General features: G+C 42.7%; 26 protein-coding genes and 1 riboswitch. Of the genes, 5 read left to right on the top strand and 21 right to left on the bottom strand.

The annotated features are described in order from the left end of the window. Positions 1–151: 151 nt before the first annotated feature. From P4361_RS07180 to thiD, 9 genes are all read right to left on the bottom strand, one after another. Positions 152–1,384, bottom strand: a complete 1,233-nt coding sequence (locus tag P4361_RS07180; RefSeq protein ID WP_256225472.1) for an MFS transporter — start codon at positions 1,382–1,384, stop codon at positions 152–154. Positions 1,385–1,497: 113 nt separating this feature from the next. Then, positions 1,498–3,024, bottom strand: a complete 1,527-nt coding sequence (locus tag P4361_RS07175; protein ID WP_328088775.1) for an MDR family MFS transporter — start codon at positions 3,022–3,024, stop codon at positions 1,498–1,500. 125 nt (positions 3,025–3,149) lie between these two features. After that, positions 3,150–3,731, bottom strand: a complete 582-nt coding sequence (clpP, locus tag P4361_RS07170) for an ATP-dependent Clp endopeptidase proteolytic subunit ClpP (protein ID WP_053354897.1) — start codon at positions 3,729–3,731, stop codon at positions 3,150–3,152. Positions 3,732–3,755: 24 nt separating this feature from the next. Further along, positions 3,756–4,007, bottom strand: coding sequence for a hypothetical protein (locus P4361_RS07165; protein WP_053354898.1), 252 nt, complete (start codon positions 4,005–4,007; stop codon positions 3,756–3,758). Next, positions 4,004–4,606 (bottom strand): ArsR/SmtB family transcription factor, encoded by a 603-nt coding sequence (locus P4361_RS07160; protein ID WP_053354899.1) that lies wholly within the window; start codon positions 4,604–4,606, stop codon positions 4,004–4,006. The genes P4361_RS07165 and P4361_RS07160 overlap by 4 nt, the downstream gene beginning before the upstream one ends. 116 nt (positions 4,607–4,722) lie before the next feature. After that, on the bottom strand, positions 4,723–4,965 hold the full coding sequence (locus P4361_RS07155) for a hypothetical protein (protein WP_256225469.1): 243 nt from the start codon (positions 4,963–4,965) through the stop codon (positions 4,723–4,725). A gap of 69 nt (positions 4,966–5,034) precedes the next feature. After that, positions 5,035–5,703, bottom strand: a complete 669-nt coding sequence (gene thiE / locus P4361_RS07150; protein WP_328088773.1) for a thiamine phosphate synthase — start codon at positions 5,701–5,703, stop codon at positions 5,035–5,037. 12 nt (positions 5,704–5,715) lie between these two features. Continuing rightward, positions 5,716–6,513: a hydroxyethylthiazole kinase gene (thiM, locus tag P4361_RS07145; RefSeq protein ID WP_328088772.1), complete on the bottom strand. Its 798-nt coding sequence runs from the start codon at positions 6,511–6,513 to the stop codon at positions 5,716–5,718. Then, a complete protein-coding gene (gene thiD / locus P4361_RS07140; protein ID WP_053354903.1) occupies positions 6,510–7,316 on the bottom strand; it encodes a bifunctional hydroxymethylpyrimidine kinase/phosphomethylpyrimidine kinase in 807 nt (268 codons plus the stop codon). Before thiD ends, thiM begins: the two co-directional genes overlap by 4 nt. Before the next feature lie 141 nt (positions 7,317–7,457). Then, positions 7,458–7,563, bottom strand: a riboswitch (TPP riboswitch). Between the two features lie 154 nt (positions 7,564–7,717). Between thiD and P4361_RS07135 the strand changes: the two genes are divergently transcribed. Together P4361_RS07135 and P4361_RS07130 are read left to right on the top strand one after the other, a co-directional pair. Then, positions 7,718–7,969: a hypothetical protein gene (locus P4361_RS07135; protein WP_328088771.1), complete on the top strand. Its 252-nt coding sequence runs from the start codon at positions 7,718–7,720 to the stop codon at positions 7,967–7,969. Between the two features lie 118 nt (positions 7,970–8,087). After that, positions 8,088–8,318, top strand: coding sequence for an IDEAL domain-containing protein (locus P4361_RS07130; protein ID WP_053354905.1), 231 nt, complete (start codon positions 8,088–8,090; stop codon positions 8,316–8,318). Positions 8,319–8,367: 49 nt separating this feature from the next. Here the strand turns inward: P4361_RS07130 and P4361_RS07125 are convergent, their stop codons facing one another. Then, positions 8,368–9,201 carry a DUF4349 domain-containing protein gene (locus P4361_RS07125; RefSeq protein WP_328088770.1) on the bottom strand — a complete coding sequence of 278 codons (834 nt, stop codon included), beginning with the start codon at positions 9,199–9,201 and terminating at the stop codon, positions 8,368–8,370. Between the two features lie 151 nt (positions 9,202–9,352). Here P4361_RS07125 and P4361_RS07120 point away from each other — a divergent pair, with 151 nt between their 5' ends. Further along, positions 9,353–10,309 (top strand): YecA family protein, encoded by a 957-nt coding sequence (locus P4361_RS07120; protein ID WP_328088769.1) that lies wholly within the window; start codon positions 9,353–9,355, stop codon positions 10,307–10,309. A 31-nt stretch (positions 10,310–10,340) separates the two neighbouring features. Here the strand turns inward: P4361_RS07120 and P4361_RS07115 are convergent, their stop codons facing one another. The 8 genes from P4361_RS07115 to P4361_RS07080 all read right to left on the bottom strand — a co-directional run bounded on the left by P4361_RS07115 (position 10,341) and on the right by P4361_RS07080 (position 19,889). Beyond that, a complete protein-coding gene (locus tag P4361_RS07115) occupies positions 10,341–11,435 on the bottom strand; it encodes an endospore germination permease (RefSeq protein ID WP_328088768.1) in 1,095 nt (364 codons plus the stop codon). A gap of 2 nt (positions 11,436–11,437) precedes the next feature. Next, on the bottom strand, positions 11,438–11,611 hold the full coding sequence (locus tag P4361_RS07110; RefSeq protein ID WP_328088767.1) for a hypothetical protein: 174 nt from the start codon (positions 11,609–11,611) through the stop codon (positions 11,438–11,440). Further along, a complete protein-coding gene (locus tag P4361_RS07105) occupies positions 11,586–12,803 on the bottom strand; it encodes a Ger(x)C family spore germination protein (RefSeq protein WP_328088766.1) in 1,218 nt (405 codons plus the stop codon). Before P4361_RS07105 ends, P4361_RS07110 begins: the two co-directional genes overlap by 26 nt. After that, positions 12,800–14,299, bottom strand: coding sequence for a spore germination protein (locus tag P4361_RS07100; protein WP_328088765.1), 1,500 nt, complete (start codon positions 14,297–14,299; stop codon positions 12,800–12,802). The genes P4361_RS07105 and P4361_RS07100 overlap by 4 nt, the downstream gene beginning before the upstream one ends. Positions 14,300–14,413: 114 nt before the next feature. Then, the gene (locus tag P4361_RS07095) at positions 14,414–15,763 is read right to left on the bottom strand and encodes an APC family permease (RefSeq protein ID WP_328088764.1); all 1,350 of its coding nucleotides are present in this window, start codon (positions 15,761–15,763) and stop codon (positions 14,414–14,416) included. Positions 15,764–15,902: 139 nt separating this feature from the next. Continuing rightward, on the bottom strand, positions 15,903–18,254 hold the full coding sequence (locus P4361_RS07090; RefSeq protein ID WP_328088763.1) for an FdhF/YdeP family oxidoreductase: 2,352 nt from the start codon (positions 18,252–18,254) through the stop codon (positions 15,903–15,905). Between the two features lie 84 nt (positions 18,255–18,338). Beyond that, entirely contained in the window at positions 18,339–19,370 is a 1,032-nt protein-coding gene (locus P4361_RS07085) for a YkvI family membrane protein (protein ID WP_265407916.1), read from the bottom strand. A 246-nt stretch (positions 19,371–19,616) separates the two neighbouring features. Continuing rightward, positions 19,617–19,889, bottom strand: a complete 273-nt coding sequence (locus P4361_RS07080; RefSeq protein WP_328088761.1) for a hypothetical protein — start codon at positions 19,887–19,889, stop codon at positions 19,617–19,619. A gap of 248 nt (positions 19,890–20,137) precedes the next feature. On the opposite strand from P4361_RS07080, the gene P4361_RS07075 reads away from it, so the two are divergent. Then, positions 20,138–20,545, top strand: coding sequence for a phage holin family protein (locus P4361_RS07075; RefSeq protein ID WP_091006270.1), 408 nt, complete (start codon positions 20,138–20,140; stop codon positions 20,543–20,545). A gap of 34 nt (positions 20,546–20,579) precedes the next feature. On the opposite strand, the gene flgM is transcribed toward P4361_RS07075, so the two are convergent. The 3 genes from flgM to P4361_RS07060 form a co-directional block, all read right to left on the bottom strand. Next, complete coding sequence (gene flgM / locus P4361_RS07070) at positions 20,580–20,837, bottom strand: flagellar biosynthesis anti-sigma factor FlgM (protein WP_328088759.1); 258 nt, start codon at positions 20,835–20,837, stop codon at positions 20,580–20,582. 17 nt (positions 20,838–20,854) lie between these two features. Further along, on the bottom strand, positions 20,855–21,094 hold the full coding sequence (locus P4361_RS07065) for a hypothetical protein (protein WP_053354917.1): 240 nt from the start codon (positions 21,092–21,094) through the stop codon (positions 20,855–20,857). 321 nt (positions 21,095–21,415) lie between these two features. Continuing rightward, positions 21,416–21,757, bottom strand: coding sequence for a hypothetical protein (locus P4361_RS07060; RefSeq protein WP_053354918.1), 342 nt, complete (start codon positions 21,755–21,757; stop codon positions 21,416–21,418). A gap of 158 nt (positions 21,758–21,915) precedes the next feature. Between P4361_RS07060 and P4361_RS07055 the strand changes: the two genes are divergently transcribed. Continuing rightward, positions 21,916–23,214 (top strand): purine/pyrimidine permease, encoded by a 1,299-nt coding sequence (locus P4361_RS07055; protein WP_328088757.1) that lies wholly within the window; start codon positions 21,916–21,918, stop codon positions 23,212–23,214. The last annotated feature ends 6 nt before the right edge of the window (positions 23,215–23,220 follow it).

Here is a 23,220-nt window from a genome sequence, read left to right as displayed (position 1 = left end):
TCGGCAGCGTTATATCGCACGAAGAAAATGTGAAGTTCATTTTCGAGGAGTCTCGCATCTTCCACTTCAATTAACTTTTCATTGAAGATTTTTCAAGCCAAAAAGGGGCTGCCTGAAGGTCAATTTTCGACTTTCTGGACAGCCCCATTTTTTATTGATTTGCTTCCTGTTCCCACGCTTTTACTGTTTGATCTCGGGGTAGTAAAAAAGTCAGTATACCGGCTATTGGAAAAAAACTGACCAATACCATAATGAAATGTACACTGAAGGCGTCCGCCAGGTTTCCGAGGATAACCGAACCGAGAGCTCCCATTCCAAAAGCAAGCCCGACAATCAGTCCGGATACCATACCAATCCTTCCGGGAAGCAGTTCCTGAGCATAAACAACCGTCACTGAAAAACTGGTCATTAGAATAAAACCGAGCAGCAAGAATATTGGATAGATCCAAATTAAACTGACATATGGCAGCAGGAGTGCGAGCGGAGCAGAACCCAGCATCGACCAGAAAATCATATTTCTCTTTCCTAATCGGTCGGCCATCGGTCCTCCAAAAAAAGTTCCGAGAACGCCAGCTGCCAGAAAGACAAAAATATAATACTGCGCATGGCGAATGGAAAGGCCATAATCCTTAATCAAATAAAACTGGTAGAAGTTTGATATTCCTGAAAAATACCAAGATCGCGCAAATACAAGAAAGACTAAAAGACATACGGCAAAGATAATCTGCTTCTTTCTTTTTGGATTTGCAGCTTTCTTAGACGGCTTTTTTGTCACTCTCGGAAAGTTTACAAGCCTTGACCGATACCATCCAGACACAAAAACCAGGACGATGATGGCCATGGCTGCTGCTGATGTAAACCATATCGCTCCAAACTGGCCGAACGGAACGAACACAAGAGCTGTCATGACAGGCGCCAATGAATTTCCTGTATTCCCTCCAACCTGATAAATCGATTGTGCCAATCCTCTCCTCTTCCCGGCTGCCATATACGCAACACGTGATCCTTCCGGATGAAAAACAGCAGAACCAAGGCCGATCAGGATAACCGAGAGCAATATGTACGTAAAGTTATTAGAATAAGCGATGCCAACCATTCCGATCAAGCTGGATGCCATCCCAAGAGGAAGCAAATATGGTGATGTGGTCCGATCCGTATACCAGCCTACAACCGGCTGCATGATGGAAGAGGTAATGTTCAGTGAGAATGCAATCCATCCAAGCTGGGCAAAAGACAGATTCATAGACTTCTCTAGGATCGGAAAAATAGCTGGAATAACCGCCTGCATCGCATCGTTTAACAGATGCACAAAACTGATCGCAAAAAGCATCTTGTAAATGGTTGCTGATGACGAGGGTTCCTTTTTTAACGAAGCAACACCCATGACATATCCTTCTTTCTCTAATTGGTTTATATTGTTAAAGATTATCATTCTTTTACGGATTTTTACAAATAAAAAGAAGAACGATGGAGCTAGACAAAAAAAGCATCAGAAGATTACTCTTCTGATGCTTTTCTTCTTCCGCTTTCTGCATTGTCGGATTCTTTCACACGGGCCTTGCCCATAAAGATAATGAACAGCAGAGCGATGACCACAGAGATCAGGGAGTACTGAAAGATTTTTGCAATGGAATCTGCCAGAATTCCCGTCATTTTATTGAGGACTTCAGGCGGTATTTGTTTACGGACCTCCGGCTGAAGGAGAGCCCGCGAATCAATATTCTTTTGAAACTTAGAGAACTGAGGCAATGCATCTTTTAATTTATCGGTCAGCAGATTATTCTGAATCGTACCGAAGATGGTGATACCGAGAGTCATTCCAATCAGGCGGAAGAATGCATTCTGTGAGTTAGCAGATCCCCTCTGACGAGGATCAAGCATATGGACAGAAGCCATACTTAGAACAGGGAAGGAAAACCCTACTCCAATTCCTGTCAGAACCATATATAGAGTGACCATGAGCCGAGAAGTGTCGGCTGACATGGTGCTCAGCAAGTAAACACCCACCAGGAAAATGCTGCCGGAAACGAGCATCACATTTCGATAGGAAGAGTTGATGACGGTACGCCCTCCTGTCTGGCTCCCCACAACAACCCCGATCATCATTGGCATTAAAATTAATCCAGCGTTTGTTGCCGAACCGCCAAACACACCTTGTATGTAAATGGGAATGTACATGGTAGCTAGTATAAAGACAGAACCGTAGAAAAAGGCGATGCCCTGGCTGGACAGAAACAGTCTGCTTTTAAAGAGATTCAAAGAAACGATAGGGTCTGCCGCACGTCGTTCTACTAGAATAAAAAGGATAAAGAGAACGGCAAATGCAGCAAATAAAGATAGGATAAGTGCGGAATCCCATTCATAATCTTTTCCTCCGAATTCGAGGGCAAACATCAAGCTGACGATCGAAGCTACGAGCAGGCTCGCTCCTAAATAATCAATTTTTTGTTCTCTGTGCTCAAGAGATTCAAAATAATACTTCAAGATAAAGAAAAGCGAAAGCAGTCCGAGCGGCAAATTAACATAGAAAATCCACCTCCAATCCAAGTAGTCGGTCAAATATGCACCTAGCAGAGGACCGAAGACACTGGACATTCCAAAGACGGCACCAAAAAGGCCTGTCATTTTCCCTCGCTGCTCTACCGGAAAGATATCAAAAATGATCGTAAAGGCAATCGGCATCAGGGCACCACCGCCGATTCCCTGTATCGCACGGTAAACGGAAAGCTGTGTCATACTGTCTGCCATTCCGCACAGAACCGATCCGATAATAAAGAGACCCAGACCTGTAATATAAAATTTTTTCCTTCCATACATGTCAGAAAGTTTTCCGAAAATAAGCATACTTGCCACTGACGCAATCATGTACGAGGATGTTACCCAAATGAACTTGTCCAGCTCACCCAATTCAGCAACGATTGTTCCGAGGGCTGTTGCCACTATTGTGTTGTCCATAGCGGACATGAGAATTCCGAGCAGCAGGCCTGCAACAACAAAATTTTTGTTGCTCTTTTGATTAACCATATTTTTGTCTCCTTGAAATGTTAATGAAATAGACAGGTATATACTTTTCGACTTTTAGAATTTAAATCCTGCCGGAAAATCAAAAAGGAAGAGCGGCAGCGCTCTTCCTCTCCAAAAAAAACTACTTATAATTTTTCAATGATTTTATTGATGATCCCGTATTCAAGAGCTTGTGCTGCCGTCATGAAGAAATCTCTGTCGGTATCTTTTTCGACACGCTCAAGCGGCTGTCCTGAACGGTCTGAAATGATCTTATTTAAGATTTCTCTCGTTTTTATAATTCGCTTGGCATGGATGATCATATCTGCAGCCTGCCCTTGTGTTCCTCCTAGCGGCTGATGAATCATGACTTCTGCGTTTGGGAGGGCAAACCGTTTGCCTTCTGCCCCCGCGACCAGCAGAATGGCACCCATGGAAGCAGCCATTCCTATGCAGATGGTTGAAACAGCAGGCTTGATGAACTGCATTGTGTCATAGATCGCCAATCCCGCGGTAACCGACCCTCCTGGAGAATTGATGTAGATGGAAATATCTTTTTCCGGATCTTCCGCTGCGAGAAACAGGAGCTGAGCCACAACAGAATTGGCTACATTATCATCGATGGCACTTCCAATGATGATGATACGGTCTTTCAAAAGCCGGGAATAAATATCGTAGGAACGCTCACCACGGTTAGTTGTTTCCACTACCATTGGGACTAAATTCATTTTCATCTTCCTCCTATAGAATCGTTATGCAGCCTGGCAAATCGGTGTGGAAGCTGCGCCTTCTGATGCGATTTTTCCGAATCCGGACGTAATATAAATGACTTTTACCGGGGTATTATCTTCACTTTCAATCGAAATTTCCGTTCTGATTTCTTCTTGCCCTGCCTCTTCCCTTTCAGTCCGCTTCTCTACTAAAGCTATGACTTTATCGGCTTGATCTGCCTGCTTCTTGCTCTTTTCCCAGGCAAGAGAAGGATGCTTTTTCACTTCATTCATCCCTCGATTCCTCCTTCCGGTTTTGGATAGACAGCAATAGACACCTGATATTCTTCGCCTTGCTCATTTTTTCCAGACTGATATTTGCCAACAAGCTGGTGAAGCAGTGAGAAATACTCATTAATGAACTGGTTGCGTTCCTCCTCATTGGACAAGGAAACTGAAGCTTGCAGAATGGCACTTGGAATTTGTTCATCCTCTGCTTTTTCCATGAGCTGCAGCGCATCTTTCTTCATGGTTTCAGTTAAGGTGAGAACGTGGGCCAGCGCATGCTGATCTTTTAATTTCTGTGAAGTTTCCGGTGACAAGCCAAGAGAGTCAGAAAAAATTAACGTTTTTGCCACTGCTTGATAAAGTACTTCTACCAAATTCCTCACATTCCTCGTTCCTGCTCTGAAAACAAGCCCTACTTTTTCTAAAGCCTTTAGATGGTAATTGATCTTCTGCGGTGACTCATTGAGCAGCTTTGCTATTTCTGTTGCAGAAGCCGGTTCTTTTAGAGCACTGAGCATCTCGGAACGAATGGGATGGAGCAAAGCCGCAGCCTGTTCAGGCAGCGTTACAAGATACGTCTCTTCAATCGATGCATTCTTTTTCACTGGTTCACCTCACTTAAAAAATTTATTTTACGTAAAATCATTTTATTACGATAGGCTTATCTTTGTCAAACATTTCTAATTTTAATCAAAAAAAGTGACAGAAGCTTGTGCTTCTGTCACTTTAATAGCGGCATAACGGCCAATAGGATAAAGATTAATACCATAGCTGTATTGAAAAAAAACTCTGTTTTAAGTTTGAAATAATATCGTTCAATGGCACGAAACAAAAATACTGCAGCTAAGATTCCGAATAACAGGGCCGGACTGTTAATGTACATTCCATTCCATAGAGCCAGCAAAAAGCCGAGGAACAGCAGTACCATTTCCGAATACGCCCATATCTTATTTCTCTTTTTCATCGTGGCACCTCTTTCTTGCGTACTCTTTTATAGTACGAAGAACACGGTTGTTCGGTGCCATATCCCTATTTAATTAATGGGTCTTGCTTTCCATGCCTTCTCTACCCGTTCAAGCAGACCGCTTGCCGCCTTCTCTGGATCCACATGCTGGCTGATGGCTGATATGACAGATACTCCATCCGCTCCGGCTTCGATTACTTCAAATGCGTTTTCTCTAAAAATGCCGCCTATTCCCACGATTGGTGCTGTAATCCCTGCTGCTCTTAGCTCTTTTAAAACAGAAAACCCCATAACATCACGCGTATCCATCTTTGTACTTGTATCAAAAATCGGGCCCACTCCTAAATAATCTGCTCCAGCCCGTAATGCATCTTCTGCTTCTTCAACATTGTGAACCGAAACGCCAAGAATTTTATCGGGGATGCGGCTGCGGATTTGATTGAGATCTCCATCCTCCTGCCCGACATGCAGACCATCGGCATTCAGGCTGATCATGAGATCGATATCATCATTAATAATAAAAGGAACATGGTATTTTCCGCAGATTTTCTGCAAGCTAAGAGCTAAGGCATATTTCTGATCAGGTGATAGACACCCTTCGCCCTTTTCACGATATTGAAAAAGCGTCGCTCCTCCCTTTAGCGCTTGCTCCAGCACTTGTTCAGGTTCAGCTCTGCAGTTTAAGCTTCCCATAATAAAATAAACTTTTAACTGCTGTTTAAGGGTATTATAATCCATCTGTAAGCCTCCTTAGCTCCACCTGCCGGCCGTTTTCAAGTCTTCAGGGTTTAATAGATAGAGCTCATCCAATAATGCTGTCTGAAAGGAGCCTGGTCCTGCCGAAACGGCTTGAGCGCGTTCAGCACAGATTCCCAGCATCGTCAAAGCGCCCGCGGCCCTCAGGCAGCAGGAAAGGCCGGTTTCCAGAGATCTGGCCATAAACAAACCGATGAGAGAGGTTGAATAACAGCCGGTCCCTGTCACGTAAGACAATATTTCATGTCCGCCACTAATCGCTATGCATTCCTTTCCATCACTCACTTCATCCTGTTTTCCTGTAATGACAATAACCGAACCGAGCTTTCTGGCCGCATGCAAAGCAAGCTCATCATCGTTTCCTAATAGTTCACCATCAACCCCTTTGCCACCCCAGTCACCTCCATACAAAAAGGAGATCTCTGCAGCATTGCCGCAAATGACATCGGGAGAAACCTTTTCTACCAGCTCTTCAACGGCTTTCTTCCTTAATTGGGAAAGTCCTGCACCCACCGGATCCAAAATGACAGGAATGCCCAGTTCCTTCGCTTTTTTTCCAGCCAAAACCATTGCATTAACTAAGTCAGGTTCAACGGTTCCAATATTTAAAACCAGTGCGTCAGCTGCCATGACGGCTTCTTCAGCCTCTTCATAATGATGAGCCATCATCGGGCTTCCTCCAGCTGCCAAGATGCCGTTCGCTAAAAAATTCATCGTTACTTGGTTAGTGATGTGATGAATCAGAGGTTTTTTCTTTCTAATGTCTTCTAAAAGCACACTCAGTTCGTTCATGCCTGATTCCTCCTGTATGCCCAATGGTTTGTCGGCCCATGCCCGCTGCCAATATGAAGCGGGTGGCTGATTGCTTCCTGAATAAAAGTTTTCGCTGTTTTTACAGCATGAAACGGGGTTTTTCCAAGTGCCAGTTCAGCAGCAATGGCAGCTGCAAACGTACAGCCGGTTCCATGGGTTTGCGGTGTATCAATCCTTCTTCCTTCCAGCTCATGCATCTTCTCGCCATCATAAAACAAGTCGACTGGCGCTTTATCATGAGAGAGATGGCCTCCTTTGATCACGATCATTCCTGCTCCTAAATCATGCAAAAATTTTGCAGCATCCTCCCTGTCTTGCTTTGTGGAAATGCTTCTTCCAGTTAGCTGCTCAGCTTCGGGAATATTCGGTGTCAGGATCGAGGCTAGAGGAATCAGCTGTTTTTTCAGGGCTTCTACTGCATCCCTTCTCAGAAGGTCAGCCCCCCCTTTCGCGATCATTACAGGATCCACAACAACGTTTTTCCATTCATACTTTCGAATATGATGAGATACCGCTTCTATAATTTCTGCACTGAAAAGCATACCCGTTTTTAAAGCTTCAGGACGAAGATCCTCTTCTATGCTGTTTAACTGCTTCATGATCATCTCAACAGGTACCGGGTGGATCCCCTGAACACCTAATGTATTCTGTGCGGTCACAGCTGTGATGACAGACATTCCATAGGCTCCCAATTCCTGAAACGTCTTTAAATCGGCCTGGATTCCTGCTCCCCCTCCTGAATCTGATCCTGCAACTGTTAATGCTTTTGGTGTTTTTAACATATGGAAGAACTCCTTTCACCACTAGAAGAGCGCAAGTGGCCCGTTCTGTTAAGGTCCCTGTGCACTGAAGCTGAACATGACCTCCTTCGACCGCTAAAAAGCCGCCATCTGAAGAGAAGGCGGCTTAAACATGAATGCTGATAAAAGTTTAAGCCACTTCCCTCCGCCAGTATTAACCGAATCAGGTTCAAAGGGTCAAAGACATTTCTTTTCTCAGCTTTAAATCAAAGCTCCCCTAGTGGTATACGATGTATGATGTTATTTCTATCCTATATGACAGCGGCCAAAGCGTCAAACAAGGGATAAAATTTGTCGAAAAGTTAGGCTGCTGTGTTTAAAAACGAACGGATACGGGCATTATTTATACAACACCCGATAGAAAATCTGGAGGGAGAGAAATTATGAATATTAGAGAGAAACTGCAAAATTTAAAACAAAATCCAGAAGATGTTTACAGTCATTCACAAACAGAAGAATCCTTCTCAAGAAATTACACCAATCCCGTCGAAGTCAAATATAACCCTGCAGAAGATGTTTACGAATTAAAAGTATTTGATATGGAAGGCGGTGAACAGCTGGACAGTAAAAAATTCCATTCTATAGATGAAGTCCTGGCTGATTTAAAAATTGAGAAGCAAAATGAAAAAAACTAAATTTTCAGATTAAACTGTTGCTATTATTACCATTGATAAGTATACTAGTAAAAACCCATTAACGCATGAGCTTTCAATCCTACAAGCTTCTGCAAAAAAGTTCAAGGAGGAATAGAGCATGAAAGACAATACATCGTATAATAAAGACATGAACGATCTTGTGAAATATAAACTTCAGAAGAAAAATGACCCGTTCGCTTTTAATATGGTTGCTCAGATGATCCTTGATGAGTCGCTGCACGCCCATCAGATGAAACGTTATAAAGAAAAAATAGATGAAGCCCTGGAAAAACGTGATGAAAAACTGTTCATGAAACTGACAGATGAATATATAAAATTCCTTGGATAAGAAACCAAACCTTTTACGGTTTGGTTTCTTTTTTTGAACGCTGTTTTCTTCATAAGTAAAGCCATGCTCCTCCAATAGCCACGAAAAGGATAATGACAGGCGACAATCCAATGAGTGCAATAATAAGATAGGAAATAGTATGAACCAGTCTATTCCACGTCTCTTTAAATAAAGTCTTTGACTTTCCCCAGGTATTCAGCTCTTTATTGTTCTTCGTCCCAATATTTTTCACATCAAAATGGACCGTAACCGTTGAAAAATCGCTTTGATTCTCTAAATAGTTTATTCTGCCCTGGATTTTTTCAATTTGTTCCTGCACTCCTGATAGTTCTTTTGATATGGCAAGGAGATCCTCTGTTTTTACTGCATTTTTCATGAAGCTTTCCAAACGGTTACGAACAATGCGCTTTGCCTTCAGCCTTGCTTCCAAATCAGTATATTCCTCTGTAACATCTCGTCCATTTATGATTTCATGAGGGCTCCCAGAACTTAATTCTCCTGCCTTTTTTGTGAAAACAAGAAAATCTTCCTTTGGAATTCTTATTTTCAGGTAACCCCCATTTTGCCCTTCTTCTTCAGACAAGAATTCACTTTCAACGATATAGCCGCCCATTTTTTTTGTGAGTTGTTCCACTTCACTCCGGGCCTTCTTAATGTTTTGAACGCTTATTATAATTTCACTCGTGTAAATCATTTTTCGTCCTTGGTCGGCAGCAGGCTGCTTGTCTTCTTTAGCGGATTCCCTTTTCATGCTGGTGGAAGAGCTTCCCCCTTCAGACGACTTTGATGCCATGTTTTCATCCTTGCTGCTGCACGACGCCAGAACTAAAACGATCAGCACCCATACGGCCATAAACTGTTGATTTCTCTTTTTTATCATCATCATGTCCCCCTTTTATCTATAGACGACCCAAAGCACCTGTTCGTTACAATATATGGTAATTTTATAGCTTTGAGTTGCAATATCACCCGAATATGCTAGTATTTACAAAGTGATTTATTTACAACAAGAGCAGTGAAGTACGGAGGGTAACATGAACAAAGTAGGAAGAAACGAACCGTGTCCATGCGGCAGCGGGAAAAAATATAAGAATTGCTGTTTTCGATCGGTCACAACCGTTCAATTAAACAAAATTGTGGAAGTGAGCCGCCATCAGGAAGGCTTAGCTAAGTTTGCCTTTGACCATTTTCATGAAGAAATGGGGAGCCAAACACGCAATTACATAGAAAAATACAAGATTGGAAGAGATGAAGAACAAACGTATGCGAATCTGATGGTTTGCTGGCTGATGTTCCATTCTGACGTGAAGGACGGCAGATCACCAATTTCGTATTACCTTAAAGAGCAAAAAGGGAAAGAACAGCCGGAAATCCTGGATATCATAGCAGACTGGGAGAAGAGTTTCCCTTCTGTTTATAAAATGATCTCAAAAGTGAACCGAAATACCTTTTTATTACAAGATGTGATGACCGATCAGGAATACACGGTCGAATTTAATTCTGAGATTCTTCCTCACGACGGAAGCAATCTAGCAGGTTCTATTATCTACACTGGAGAACATTACGAATTTTACATTGATTTTGCAGAGATTCCTCAGGGAGAATTGCAAAACCGCTTAGATGCGCTGAATGACTTGAAAATAACCTTGAAAGATGATTTTCCTAAAGCTCTACAAGTTCTTTTGTCGAAACAAGAGAAAGCAGCTGATGAAGACGCTGTCCCGCAGCCGGCTGATAGAGTTCTATCTTTGCTTAAAGAGAACGCATCAGAGGAGATCTACAATGAGGCAGAAAGAATTTGGAATGTGTGGAACAAGACACAAAATCCAATTATCCGTAAAGAACAGCCCTACGCAGCCGCTCTTCATTATTTGGCGACCAAGGACGTCCTGAATGAGTCTGCCACACAACCTGAAGTAGCCAAACGGTATGGCACATCCGCATCCAGCCTGTCTGCAAAATACCGTCAGCTAAAAACGGCTTTAAACTAAAAAAGAACCTGCTCAAATGGGCGGGTTCTTTTTATGGTTCAGATCTCTTATTTTTTTTAAGGATTACTCCAATGATCAGCACCACAATCAAAAGAATATATAGAGTAAACCACCAGAGCGTCCAGTTTTTTGCGACGAAATCGGTAAATTCCATCGTATTGCTGTGTTGATGGTTGCTCATTGCCCATACAAGCAAACCCGCAGGAAGAAGAAACGGTCCATAAGAATGGTGCTTGGCAACCTGCTGCAGTCCCATCATAGCAGCAAGAAAACAGATTACGATTTTGGCAAAAATCCCGACTATCCAAACAACGGCAATCAGGATCTCGATCCGCTCCAAAAGTTTAACAATATTAATGGCGCGCATCAGTTCAAATGTAGGAAATGTAGTCCGGCTGACCATGTAGTAGCCGTCACAGCCTATGGCTACGATAATGGTAATGAGGAGTATAATTCCTGACGCGACAATCGCATTCAAGTAAGTTCTCATCAGCTTCTTCTTTTTCTTCACATAGGTAAAAACGGTGCCAAACAGTATGACCTCAATAAACGGAAAACCGGTCGTCGTATAAGCCCCTTGCAAGATTTTCGTAAGCGGCTCCTCCATAACCGGCTTAAAATATCTGATATCAAACCGGTTAAGCGTTAATAAAAGTGATGCAATAAAGAGAACCGCCATGATCGGGTTTAAGAATTCGTTCACTCGTGCAATATTGTTCAGCCCATAATAGCACGAATACAAAGAAACAAGAATCAGCATGACCTGAAAGGTCCATGCGTTCGTATCCGGGAGTACGCTTGAAATCATGAAGTTGCTGACATTTCTGACGACATACGAACACAAATGAAGGGAGTAATATACGATGATGAGCGAAAGAATGCTCCCTATCCATTTGCCGCTAACCGTTTCTACTATGTCAAAAATGGATTGATACTGATAGAGCGACAAAAGGTAAATCCAAAGCGAATTAATCAGGACCCCAATAGCTATGGCTGTAATCATAGACAGCCATGCATCCTGTTTGGAATAAAAGGATGTCAGATTGGGCGCCATCAATAACGAACTTCCTGTCAGGAAGCTGACTGTTAATAGAAATAGCTGCCATCGATTCAAGGTGTGATTCATCGTTAACCTCCAAACCACATTTCGTAAATCGGTACAAACATGTTATTGATCCATCGGGTTAAGTGAAGAAAGTCATGATTCTTTAAATAACTGAACGTGTAAAGCAGGGTAAACATCCAGAAACCAGCCAGTACATAACGGTATTTGCGTTTACTTTTCTTGGTTGATGGTTTCAATTCTAGCACCTGTCGTTTCCAGTTTAATATTTACCCGTGCCTTTATTTTGGCTTCTGCAAAGTTTTTGGGCCAGTCGTTCTTCTTCGTTTCCCAATAATCAGGATCATCTTCATATAGAAGCTGACCAAACCCGAATACATCTGTTTTTTCTTTTTGTGCTTTATTCACTGCGCTCACCACTTCCTTTTTCAGCACTTCCGCCAAAAACTTCTCAATAATCTCCAATTCTGCAGGGTCACCAAGACTCACATTGCATGTCACTTCCTGCAGGTAACCCTTACCATTAACTTCTACGGAAAAAAAAACGTTATTCCCTTTTACTATAGGTTTCACACTTGTTTTAATTTCCTTGGCTACCAATGCAAGATGGCCTTTTTTGTTCCCGCATTTTTGAGTAAAAACAGAGATCTCCTTCGTTCTCCCTGAAATCATCGCCCATCCCTTAGATTCTTCCGCAGTTAACCAGCTCTTCAACCTGTCTTTATCAAATATGGCCAGTCCTGTAATCAGAAAGGTTTTATCGTTGGCTCGAATATTATTAAGATTGGAGGTGTCTGAAGCCTGTTTTGAGCTTTCCAATATCTCAATACCGGGAATGGCGGGATCCCTGTGTTCACCAAATCTCCACCGTACCACATCTTTTTCCAATACACCTTCTGACAGTCCCGTAGTTAAAGAAGATAATTGTAAGCGGTTGTTCAACGACTCACCAGGATTTTTAAAGATTGGCGTGTAGATCGTCAGGATTTCTTTTGCTGTTGAATGCTTTGCTATAAACATAGGAACAGTTTCTCTGAACTCATGATTTCGTTCCATAAAATCAAAAAGGGGCTTTAACCCTTTTTTTCTCGCATATTTCTCACCGATGACCACACTGTTAATATGAGAAAACATCATATACCGGGGAAGTATCCTGCCTGCCTTTTCAATCCCTTCATATATGGTAGAACCCTTCACAGAATAAGTATAGACAGAACCTCCTGACCCTCCTGATACCGCCCCTCCCTGGTTTCCAGTTGCCCCGTTAGGATTTAAAACTTGAATATGAACCTCTGTTTTTCCGGTTTTGCTTATGTCAATTCCAAGGGAAGAAACGATAAGCAGTTCATTCAATTCGCGCCTCCCGTTGCATCCAGTTAAACAGAACGTGACTACAATTGTAATAATCAATAGTATTTTTAGTCTTTTCATGAGGTTGCTTTCCATTTTTTATAGAGTTTTGTCTGTTTCCACCAGAAAGGAAGACGTAAAAGAGTATCATCCTGTTCGTCTGTAAATGGGGCAAGGGATGTGAAATAAGGTTTTCCCATGGAGGTCAATGAACATAGATGAACAAACAGGGCCAGATAGAACATGATGATGCCGTAAATTCCTATTGTTGCCGCTAAAATCATTAACGCAAAGCGGAGTATCCTTGCCGCACCGCTGAATGCATAGTATGGGGAGACGAAACTTGAGATTGCAGTAAGCGAGACAACAATAACAATGGCAGGTGATACTAAACCCGCAGCAACTGCTGACTCCCCGATTACAATGGCCCCAACGATAGAGACGGCAGAACCGATCGGCCTCGGCATTCGAATGCCCGCCTCCCTTAAAATTTCAAAGATAATTTCCATGATCAACGCCTCTAAAAAAGCAGGAAAAGGAACTCCTTCACGCTGTGCGGCAAGGCTCACTAGCAGGTTCGTTGGGATCAGTTCCTGATGAAAGCTTGTAACGGCAATATAGACAGCGGGAAGCGAAAAGGAGATGATAAAAGACATCAACCGTACAAACCGGACAAGAATGGAAAGATCATAATGGCTGTAGTAGTCTTCAGCTGCTTGAAAGAATGAAATAAAGGTGACAGGCGTTATAAGAACGAATGGAGTTCCCTCTATCAGAATCACTATTTTCCCTTCAGCAATTGCCGCTGCTGCTACATCAGGACGCTCTGATGATTGAAACGTCGGAAACGGAGTATAACCATTTTCATCGATCAATTCTTCAATCATCCCTCCTTCAAAGACTTTGTCCGTGTCAAGATTGATCAGTCTGTTCATCACTTCATTTAATACTTGTAGATCGGCTTTGTTTTCCATATAAGCTACAAGCGCCGTCGTTTTTGTTACATTTCCTATCTGCAAGGGCTTGAAGCGCAACAGGGGGTTAGAGATTCTTCTTCTCAGCAGCGTCGTGTTAATTTGAAGGGTTTCAATAAACCCTTCTCGCGGACCCCTGACGGTCGTCTGTGACTCGGGCTCATCGATTCCTCTCGTTGGAAAGAATTCCAGCGGGATCGTATAAGCCACGACCAGTCCATCCACAAAGACAGCCACTTGCCCTTTTAAGATGGGTGTAATAATATGTCCGAACAGCTGATGTTTGTTGACAACAGCGGAAACCTCAATCTGCTGAATCAATTTCTGAGGGGTTACATCCTCTTCAGAATCCTGCCAATCGTGTATAGGCTGAAGAATGGATAGATCAATCTGCTGCTTGTTTACGAGCCCTTCAATGAAACAAACGACAAACGGAACAGGTCTCTCATAGAAAGGCAGGATCTTCACATCCATGCTCTCACCTAAGATATTTTTCAAGTGATCGAGGTTTTCATGAATCTGTAAAGAAACTTCAATATTTTCATAAGCTTTAGCTTCTGAACCTGCAATCGGCCGTCGTTTTAAACGTTTCCTGATCTTCATCCATTCATTCACCTCCACTTTGTTTTCTTCTCATTTTCTGTAGTATGCTGCCTTTTTATTCGATAAAACAAAAAGCCCTGCTGAAAACTCAGCAGAGCAAATAGATAATGACGATTATTTGGCTTGTTGTTTCAAGAATTCATCACTTGAAGTTTTGCCTTTATTTCTATTTAAATACCAATACAGCGGCAAGCCCAACAAAGTCACAGCGATTGCAATTAAGCTGTCCCTCGGATCATCAAAGATCGTCGCAATCACGATATAACCAGCCCCTATGATCGCAAACGCTGGAACAAACGGAAACAGAGGAACGCTGTACGTCCTTTTTTTCTCTTTGTTTCTCTTTCTCAATAAAAAGACGGCATAGAAGGCAAAAATGTAAAAAATATAAATTGCAAATATCGCCATGGCTGATAGGTAATCCGGGTTGGAAACAAGCATCAGAATAACGGCAAACACGACTTGCAGCCCTGTCGCAGGGATCGGTGTTCCAAACTTTTCTGAAACAGAAGCCAGAAAGCGGGATGCCGGAAGCTGCTTGCGTTGAGCCATGGCGTACGTTACCCTTGGGAACGTCAGAATTTTCCCATTAAGACAACCGAAAATAGAAACGGCGATTCCAATAGCAATCAGCTTTCCGCCAATATCTCCGAATAATAAGGAAGCTGCTCTACCTGCAGAGTTCTCGCCGAGGTCGACGATCGTGCTTGCAGGAAGTACATGAAACATCGCTACATTTACAAGGAGGTAAGCTGCTGTGACAACAAGAATACCGCCGACGATGGCTTTAGGAAGAATTTTTGCAGGGTTCTTCATTTCACCTGCTACAAAACCAACCATCAGCCATCCATCATATGCCCACAATGTCGCCAATATGGCTGCTCCCATACTAATCTCGCCTGTTAGTCCGCTGCCTGCATTCAGGACCTCTTCATTTCCTTTCCAGATCCCAAACACAATAATTAAAATAATAGGCAGCAGCTTTCCTATCGTTGCGGCGTTCTGAACAATTCCCCCGTACTTGGTGCCGAAACTATTAATGGCCGCCAAGAAAATAACGGTTATAATGCCAATCCATGGACCGGTCTTTTCATTCCATCCAAAAAGGTTCGCGATCAAAGAGCCAAAATAGAGTCCAAGCCCTCCAATGACAGCAGGTCCGTAGATGACCGTCTGAACCCATCCGCTTAAATAACCCCATACTTTTCCGTATACTTCTTCCATATAGACGTATAGCCCGCCTGTTTTTGGAATTTGAGTGGCAACTTCTGCAATAGTCAGGCCGCCTGCCAGGGTGATGAGTCCCCCCAGTATCCATGCCAGCAGCGCCATATTGGAGCCTCCAGCATACTCAATTACCTTTCCAGGCTTCATAAAGATACCTGATCCGATCACTGTTCCAATTACAATAGACATCGCCACTGAAAGCCCGATGTCTTTTTTGAGACCTGCTTCTGTGTTCACTTTTCTGTCCACTCCCAAACTATTTTTGTCTATTCTAGAAGGACTTTCTTTTAAAAACTTTATCATAGCCGGGATCATCTGTCACTACGCTCAAAAATAGTAATAGTATTCAAAAAAATCCAAATATACTACTAAGAACTTAATCATCATCTAATTCTGACTCAGCCAGCCTTTTCTCTTTATATGCCTTGTCTTTTTGGGCATAAAATACTTCAGCCTTTTCAATCAAGGCTCCTGAATTGTATTCCGGAATTCCAGCAGATCTTTCATAAACACCTTTAGGGATTAAACAATTGGCTTCTGGCCAGTATAAAGCGGCGTTACGCCTTTTTATGTCTGCAATCTTCACCCGGCCCCGAAACAAACCGTGCCGATTGTAAACCACAACGGATTCTCCTTCCCGTAAACCAAGCTCTAAAACGTCCTTCAAGTGAAGGAGTACGTCTTCTCTGGATGCTTGGTTAAAAGGATCCGTTTTATGATAAACCATGGAATTGAACTGTTTTCCTCTCCTTGTCGTAATGGTAAATTCTCCTCTTCCCTGCCGCTGTTCCGGCAGATCAATAGCAAAAAGCCGCCCCCTGCCGTCTTCTGTCGGGCAAATGCCTCCTTCACAAAGCCAGGCACCTCCCCATTGAAACACATCTCCTTTTTTGCAAAGATCCTGTATCCCTTTATAGTTTGGAGCAGCCATTGCAATCTCCTTTCTGACTGCTTCTGCATCGGAGAATTGCATGATATGCCTTTGATCCGGCCTGACTCTAGAAGCAAGTTCACTATAGATCTCCCATTCCGGACGTGCTTCTTCCATCCGCGGCCCATTAATTTCAGGTGAAAAATAGACCATTCTCTCGGTTGAAGTGGAAGTCCCGCCACCCGGCTGTTCATACCTTGTCATTGCAGGAAGGACGATGACATAATCCCTGGCATCAAGCAGAGTAGATGTATTAAGGATGATGTCCTGATGGACTCTGACTTCTATGTTTTCGAGACAGGACTTTACAAAGTCTGGATCTGGCATGGTCTCCAAAAAGTTCCCGCCTGACATGTAATACAGCTTCAGCTTTCTGTCTGCATCTTCAGTAAGGAGAGCATTCTCCAGGCTGATGCCAAGTATGTCTCCTTGCCAGTCTGGTATAGCAAAACCCCAAACCGATTGTACACGCTGCCGTGTTCTCTCATCAAATCCGCCGCCCGGCAAACTAAAGGGATCGGCTCCCATCTCACCTGCACCCTGGACACCCGAATGCCCGCGAATAGGCATCAAACCGCAATTTTCCCGGCCCAGAAATCCTCTGAGCAGTGCGAGATTAACAATCTGTGACACATTATCGGTGCCAAACCTATGCTGGGTCAGACCCATTGACCAGACAAATACACCCGACTTTGAGCAGGCCAGGATCTCTGCCAGTTCGCAGATTCGCTCTCTCCCTATGCCCGAAGACTTTTCAAGGTTTTCCCACGTCAGACCGCGCACATGACGTTTCATCTCTTCAAGTCCTTTTACATGCTCGTTAATAAACGAATGCTCCAGAGCTGAACCTCTCTCTTTACGCTCCATCTCAAACCAGTGCTTAATGATTCCATTAATCAGTGCAATATCCCCGCCAATCTTTACTTGATAAAAATCATCAGCAATTTTGGTACCGAATACAGCTGAATCAGGAATGGAAGGAATCCAATAGCGTTCCATGGAAGGCTCTGCATAGGGATTGATGATAATTACTTTTGTTCCCTTTCTTTTGGCAGCATAAATATACTTTGTAGTAACCGGCTGGTTGTTCGCTGAAACAGATCCCCAGAACACAAGAACGCCGGTCCCGATCCAATCCTTATAGCTGCAGCTTGATGCCCCTATACCAAGCATCCGGTGTAAAGCTGTCTTAGAGGGAGAATGGCAGATTCGCGAGGCGTTATCAATATTATTCGTTCCAATAAAACGAGCTGCTTTTGCTGCTATATAATAGGATTCATTCGTTATTCCCCTGGAAGTCAAATAGAACGCAAGCTGTTTCGGAGAAATGGCTTTTATTTTTGTGGCAATCGTATTTAGTGCTTCATCCCAGGTGATCCGCCGAAAATGCTGATCTCCTTTTTTTCTAATCAGCGGGTAAGGAATTCTGCCAAGCTGACGAAGCTCGGAACTGCTGTATTTCTTTAAGTTTTGTATATCATCATGCAGCATTTTTTCAGGTATTGCCGGCATTGTGTTTAAACGAAGCACATTGAGCCGGGTGGTGCATAGATGCATCCCTGAAAGGGTCTGGTCACGCAATCCGGAAACACCAAGTGCACATCCGTCACATACCCCCTCGTTCAATATTTTTGCTGCATATTTCAAGTTATCACGGTTCTCCCATGCTGCTTTCAGTGTGTCTCTTACATGATGAGGTTTGTTTTTCCCAAAACCAAATGGAACAGGACTCGCCCAAAGTGAGGGATCCGGCTTGAGCGGAAGTGATACTGGCCCTGTATGCTTTGTATTTCCCATACCATCGCCCCTTTGTCTGCTTGTGACGATTCTTTCTACTATTTTAAGAAAGGGACATCCTGTATATTCTGATTTTCCCTATACCTAATAACTCTTTTTAAAAGCAAGGATCGCCAGGTACGACAGACCGATGACACCAAAAAGGGGATAGAGATAATGGAGAAGAGAGGAATACCCAAACAAACTGATGACATATCCGCCTCCCATTAAAAGGCCTAAAATGACATTGGAAGATAACTTGAAAGATTGTTTCATCGGTTCGATCAGCCCGAATAAATTGCCGATCAATGTAGTGAAAATCTCCCCATAAACCACAATCAAAAATAGAAAGTGGACAAAAATACCCAGTTTGCTGATGATCTCTGCTACCGGAATTTCATATTGTACAGACTGCGGCACTAAGTATAGAGCAAAATGGCTGTTCAAAAGGATAAATGTAAGGCCTAATCCACCGAGGGCCCCTCCCCATTTAATGACTGTATCATCTTCTGCTTCACGGCTTAATGGCACGAGAACGGCCTGTGACAAGGTCAAATTAAAGGCAGCATATGTAAAGGGGCTGAGCAGCCATTTCCAATGCTGAGTAAAGTCTTCTGTTCTAATAAGGGGAGCTTCTATGGGAGAAAAAAGCATCGATACGGAAATGATCAAGGAGAATAAAATCATGACCGGAACGATTACTGAATTGGTCCACAAAATTCCGTTCATTCCTTTTTGCATCACCAAAAAGCACAGGATGATCGTTAGCATGATACCTGCATGAAACGGAAGATGAAGCTGTTCTGAAAATAGGGCTCCCGTTCCTGACAGCATGACCGAAGTGACCCCAAACAGCATGATGAACATGATGAAATTAATTCCCGAAGCAAATCGGTCTCCAAATAAATACCGGTTTAACGATTCATAGGTATCCGCCCCAATCGTTCGGGCCAGCAGCATAACTTTCGTCCCCAAAAAAATAAATAAGAAACCGCTGATTAAGATTCCCAGGAAACCCGCTGAACCATGGACGGTAAAAAACTCCACGATCTCTCTTCCTGTTGCAAAACCCGCTCCTACGACCGTCCCGATATAGGTGGCGGCTATTTGAATGATCTGTTTTCGCCGAATACCCATCCTGCCCTCCACTCAACTCGACCTCTCCGTTTAAATGTATGCCTGTACGAGGAAATTAGAAGAGCCCTGTGAGAGCCGGTACGCTCTACGTTTAAACATTAAGCTCTGTTATTGATTTTTGCAGGGTGTGATCGAAACGCCTTCTTTATGAGAAAAAGACTTGAGTGTCTCTTTCAAGCAACAATATGCTGTAACAAAGCTAAAACAAAAAAAGAACACAGCATTCTGTGTCCTCTTTTTGGTATCTTATTTCTTTTTTCGTTTTGGCAGTTTATCAAGGAGCCATCCTTTTCCGATTTCACAAAACCGAATTGGCATCTCCATTGAAATTAATATCTGGTCTTTTCCGATTATATTTAACATCCCGGTTTCCTCGTTCACTTGGCTAACTTCCGCTCTATCTGTTCCAGACACCGGTACGATCATCTTTTCATTGTTTAATCCTTTAATTTTAAAAACCTTTCCATCGAATGAAACTTTGTGACAATGTGGAGGGAGACCAAGAGTAATTTTGTTCACATTAAATACCTCCTAATAAAGATTTTCTCCATTGTAACAGATTATGTGCCTGTCTGTTCCTTATTTTTAAATTTTTTTAAATATTTAATTAATTTGTCGTATTATTGTATATAATCTTGCTATTTCTGCAAAAAAAAGGTTCTTTACTGATGCTATTTCCCCTCACGTATGAACCAAATCTTGTCCGTCATCATATTCTATTAATCAATACTAGATTCACTACTCTCGAAAGTTTGAGGTGTTTTCACATGAGTAGAGCGCAATTATTATTTAAAAGCGGATCGGCACTGGCTGGTGTTTATGCTGGCTATTTGTTTGGCTCGATGTCACCATTGATTAAAGCGCTTGTCATTCTTGCTATCATTGATTATATTTCCGGCATTTGCGCATCCGCCTATGAGGGTAAATTGTCAAGTTCTGTCGGCTTCAAAGGAATCATAAAAAAAGTCATCATATTTTGCATTGTTGCGGTTGCGCATTCACTGGATTCCTTATTCGGCGGACAATATATCCGGGATGCGACCATCTTTTTTTATTTATCCAATGAGCTTCTATCCATCATCGAGAATGCGGGCAGGACGAATATCCCGATTCCCGGGCTTATCCGAAAAGCATTCCTTATCTTGAAGCCCAAGTCAGATAAGGATAAAAAATAAACAAAAAAAAAGATCAGCTGCTGCTGATCTGTTTTTATAGTTGATAGTGAGAAGCGATCTTCCGAGCGATCTTATCAGGATCGATTTTGTACTCCCCAGCTTGAATTTTTTGTTTGAGTTCTTCTATTTTAGCACTTCGCTCATTCGTAAACTTATCAGCCATATATAACTCCTGAGCTTCCTTAGAAATTTCGACCTTATCTCGAAGTTCCTTTTTTTCCTCTTGCTGCTGTTTATTAACGGGTGCTGAATTATACAGCTTCTCCACTCTTTGTACGCGATTGATCTCCACAATAACATCTCCTTTGTCTAGAAGCTCACATTCCCGACGCATACCCAATCATCTTCAATTTCAGAAGGTTCCAGATAACGCATATACAGTTTTTGGCCACTTTTATCATACTTAACTTCAAACTCTTTTTCGTTTTGCCGAGATTCACAAAAAAAGTGGATAAATTCTTGGGTAAACAGATAAGGAGTAAAATTTTTAAAGTCCTCTAAATGATTTTCTACCCAAAGTTGAATATCTTCCTGTTTAATCGTTTTCATATTACTCTTCCCTTGCCCCATTTATGTTGTGATGGTTGATGAATGTATGTATGAATACCCAATGAAAAACTTTCATAAACACCTAAAAAGATATCTTCTAATAGTTTTCGCAGCCTATTTTTATTTAAAGGGGTACCTAATAAAAAAATAGAAATTTTTTCTAAGAAATGCGTAAGCGACCTGCTTAAGTCCGACAAGCGCTGGAGCTCATACCCAGCAACACGCTTTTTGTGTTGAGGGAATGAGTGAAGCGACCTCGAGGACTTGGTCGCTGAAGCTAGACATTTCATAAAAAGACGTTCCTCTCCAATAGATGAACGTCTATCTCAATTCATTCAGCTTTGGAATGACGCCCATCTCTTCTACATCCTCTTTGGTCTTTTCCGTTCCCAGCATGAAAATTTGCCGGTAAATCTCGAACATGATCTCGTTATCTTCTTTCCGGTCCAGTTCACCCTGGTTTTCGTAAAAGAAAGACTTGGTTGAAAAAATATCTTTTCCTTCTTTTTTATTATGTTCGTGCAGCTGACGAAATAAACCTCGCAGCTGCTCTATCTCTGCCTCGTTAGCTCGGATTTCAAATAGATGCATGCTTTCGTCGGCCGGAAGGGTATTGATCTCACCTTTTGGATTAACATAAAACGTAATTCTATTTTCATCCATCGCACGTCATTCCTCCTAAGATTCTCTTTCTCATTCCTTTCCCTTATTTGCCAGCTGTTTAAACTTAAAAACCAGAAACAAAAAGGCTTTCCGGATTTAGGTAACAGGTCTATAATAGATTCCGTGTTTAAAGTTTTCAGATAGTAGGTGTTAATAATATGAAATTATTCTTCTCTTCGTTTCAGTGGATGGTCTTCATCCTTGCGGGCAGCATAGTAGCACCTATTTCCATCGGCACTGCCTTCCATCTTCCACCGGCTGAAATAGCTGAACTCCTTCAAAGGACATTTTTTATTATTGGCATTTCCGGTTTTCTGCAAGCCTTGTTCGGACACCGTCTTCCTATTACAGAAGGGCCAGCTGGTCTATGGTGGGGTGTTTTCATGGTCTATGCAGGACTCGTTTCAGCCGGTTCGTTAAACGGACAAGATGTGCTTCATCAGCTGGAAATGGGAATGCTGATCTGCGGGCTTCTTTTCATTTTTCTAGGGTTGATGAAATGGATAGGCCCTCTCAAAAAGCTGTTTACTCCCCTCGTTACAGGAACTTATTTGATCCTGCTCGTTGCTCAGCTAAGCGGCTCCTTTATTAAAGGAATCCTGGGGATCGGATACTTATCAAACAGTGTGGACGGCAAAGTTGCGGTTACAGCCATCGCCATTTTAATTTTGTCCATGGTTCTGGGAAAAGCGAAGAGCAAGTTTTTGCGGAGCTATTCCGTTTTGATCAGCCTGATTGCCGGATGGGGCCTTTTTTCGTTATTGGGGCTGGTCAAAGACTCAGGCTTTCACGGTAAAACCGTAGCCCTCCCTGAGATTTTCGCATGGGGAGCTCCACAGTTCAGCGGCGGCATCGCTCTGACTTCCATCATTATTGGTTTCCTGCTTCTCGCCAATATGGTCGCTAGTGTCAACGTCGTCGAGAATGTGTATAAAAATGAAAAACAGCCTCATTCAGACATTAATTATAATCAAACGACAGGATTGATGGGAATAAACACGCTGATTGCCGGATTGTTTTCGGCCGTGGCCTGTGTTCCGATATCCGGTACGGCAGGATTTATCCTGACGACCAAAATGTTTCAGCGCCTTCCCTACATCATTGGGAGTTTGATGATCCTCGCCATCAGCCTGTTTCCAAAGCTTACGTTCTTTTTCGCAAGCATACCTGCACCTGTTGGCTATGCGACGATTTTTGTTCCTTTTTCAAGCATGATCGGACTGGCTTTAAAGGAATATCGCTCACTGAAATTTAATGAAAATACGCTGTTTGTTATCGCCACATCGTTAATGATCGGCTTGGGGTCCACCTTCATTCCTCCTGCTGCTTTGAAGGGTCTGCCCAACATATTAACTACTTTGCTGAATAACGGGCTGATCCTTGGTATGCTGACCTGCATGCTGCTCGAACAACTGAACAAACGGCAGTCGAAGCTGAGCGACTCCCCTTCCTTTTAGGATTGA

It is taken from the genome of Fictibacillus sp. B-59209 (assembly GCF_036216745.1).
Classification (GTDB): domain Bacteria; phylum Bacillota; class Bacilli; order Bacillales; family Fictibacillaceae; genus Fictibacillus_C; species Fictibacillus_C marinisediminis.
Note: the sequence above shows the minus strand (reverse complement) of the source record. Positions and strands in the feature narration are given on the sequence as shown.